The following is a 2,092-nucleotide window of genomic DNA, read 5'->3' as shown; positions in this document are numbered from 1 at the left end:
GCGTTGGACTGATCGGCCATTCCATCGGCGGATATACGGCATTGTCGGTAGCGGGTGGTCAGCCCTGGACGTCTCTCCGCGAAAGTGAAAACGGCGCACCGTACCCTCTGAAGGTATCGCCCGACCCCCGGGTGCGTGCACTGGTGCTCCTCGCCCCGGCAACACCCTGGTTCCAGTTGGAAGGATCACTGTCCGACGTGCAGATACCGATCCTCATGCGAACAGGCGGAAACGACGAAGTCACTCCTGACTGGCACGCAGATATCGTCAAACGCGGCGTGCGGCACCCTGAGTGGGTCGATCACAAGTGCATCGCCGGTGCGGGCCACTTTTCATTCATGAGCGTCTTTCCGCCATCCATGACACGCCCGGATTTCGCGCCCTCTCAAGATCCCGAAGGGTTCGACAGGGCCGACATCCAGCCTTCGCTTCACGGCGACATACGAGACTTCCTACAACGTGTCCTGGAAGGGCCGCATCGACCGTGAGAGCTTCCGGCGATCCTCAAGGCCACGCCTCTTCAAGTCATCTCAGGCACATCGCCAATGCTTTCGAGCATGATTGGATCAGCATAGTCGCCAGTTTCGGGATTTGCCGTCTGCGCGAATGCGATGACACCCAGGCACGTCTCACCGAGACGCACGGCCCTGCGCCTCGCTTCGAGTTCGGTCTTGAATGACAGCGGCGTCATAGCCTCTGTCCTGCCCCGCTTGCCGGCCTTGAAGCCCTGCACCACGTAGATCGTTTCCATGCTGTCACCTTAAGAGTAGACCGACATCATGCTCCCTTGCGCTCGCATGCGCTGAGATGAGTCCGGGCAGCTCAGAAATAGAGCTTTCGAAGCTTGACGTGAAGGCCTGGCGTCGCGAGGTACTGGCTCCTTCCGCGCTCAAAGTGAGCGGCAGTCGCACCGGCCATGAAATCCGCAAACTGTAGGCCCATGCATCGCCTGCTGTCCGTGCTGGTGGTATGAAGTACCGTTCTCACACCGGATTCGTACCAGAGAATCGTCTGCAGGTAGTCATGCAGAGAGTTCCCGCTTTCGACTTTCACGGATCGATTGTCAGGAATGAAGTGCACGCGATCGTGCATTTTCATCTCGTCAATCAGCATCAACTTCAGCATGTAATTGTAAAGCTTGTTGGGATCACCCCTTAAATAGGCCATGACGTTGGGCTTGTACGCGACAATCGCGTGGTAAGAAATGTCGTCGTGCTTCGCAAGCAGCGAAGCGGCACGCTGAGAAAAATGGCGGCGCGAAGGCTCGCAAGCGTCGGTCCACTTCCGCTCTTTCTTCGTATCCCAGCGACTTGCCTTGTACATGTCGCGCACGACGCGATCGAGGAGATGACACTTCTCATCGGGAACACAGGCGGCAAAGATAGTGAAATACCGACTGGACCCCCGCTGACCGTACGGCGGGTCAAACTGCCAGCCTAGGTCGCCACTTTCATCGGCATAGATATGCAAACCGGCGTTCCTTGTCCGGAAAAAAAAGGCCTCCGTGAGGAGGCCTTTGAAGAAGGTGACAGTCCCTGGGACCGACGCGTTTACAACGCGCTTACGACGCCTTCATGGGTATCGCGGCAAACCCAGGATTTACCTGTCGAGCGAAAGTATCGGATTCGGGGCATTCTGAGTCAACCCGCTGCCAGCCCCTATGTCGTGTAAGGGAACCGCTCATCCACGTTGGCAACCTCCTGTTTGTCGCCAACCGCGGAAGCCCGCCCAAAGAAAAAGCGCGAACCGTGAGGTCCGCGCTTTTTAGGAATACTGGTAGCGGGGGTAGGATTYGAACCTRCGACCTTCGGGTTATGAGCCCGACGAGCTRCCRGACTGCTCCACCCCGCATCAGAGYCGSCAAGTATACCCAGAAGTGAGGCACATCACCACCGTCAGCATGCATAAGATTGCGGATGCGTTCGCCCAGTGCGTGCTCGACGCGTCATGAAACGCATTCCCAGCCACCCTGTTGAAGCCATGCGAACGGACAAGGTGTCAGTGACAGCGCACAAAGAAAAAGGCGCGAACCGTGAGGTTCGCGCCTTTTCTTATAAAGCTGGTAGCGGGGGTAGGATTCGAACCTACGACC

General features: G+C 57.4%; 3 protein-coding genes and 1 tRNA gene. 1 reads left to right on the top strand and 3 read right to left on the bottom strand.

What is annotated here, in order from left to right; genetic code table 11:
- A partial coding sequence (locus AC1DT2_RS21685; RefSeq protein ID WP_477298664.1) for an alpha/beta hydrolase family protein occupies positions 1-488 on the top strand: 488 nt, incomplete at its 5' end.
- A gap of 32 nt (positions 489-520) precedes the next feature.
- Here the strand turns inward: AC1DT2_RS21685 and AC1DT2_RS21680 are convergent.
- The 3 genes from AC1DT2_RS21680 to AC1DT2_RS21670 form a co-directional block, all read right to left on the bottom strand.
- A complete protein-coding gene (locus tag AC1DT2_RS21680; RefSeq protein ID WP_063573668.1) occupies positions 521-751 on the bottom strand; it encodes a hypothetical protein in 231 nt (76 codons plus the stop codon).
- 71 nt (positions 752-822) lie between these two features.
- Positions 823-1,470, bottom strand: coding sequence for a DUF3800 domain-containing protein (locus tag AC1DT2_RS21675; protein ID WP_477298663.1), 648 nt, complete (start codon positions 1,468-1,470; stop codon positions 823-825).
- Positions 1,471-1,774: 304 nt separating this feature from the next.
- A tRNA-Met gene (locus AC1DT2_RS21670) sits at positions 1,775-1,851 on the bottom strand.
- Positions 1,852-2,092: the final 241 nt, after the last annotated feature.

The sequence above is a fragment of the Luteibacter sp. P4_E6 genome (assembly GCF_056401535.1).
The sequence above is the reverse complement of the archived record's forward strand: the minus strand, read 5'-3'. Positions and strand labels throughout refer to the sequence as shown.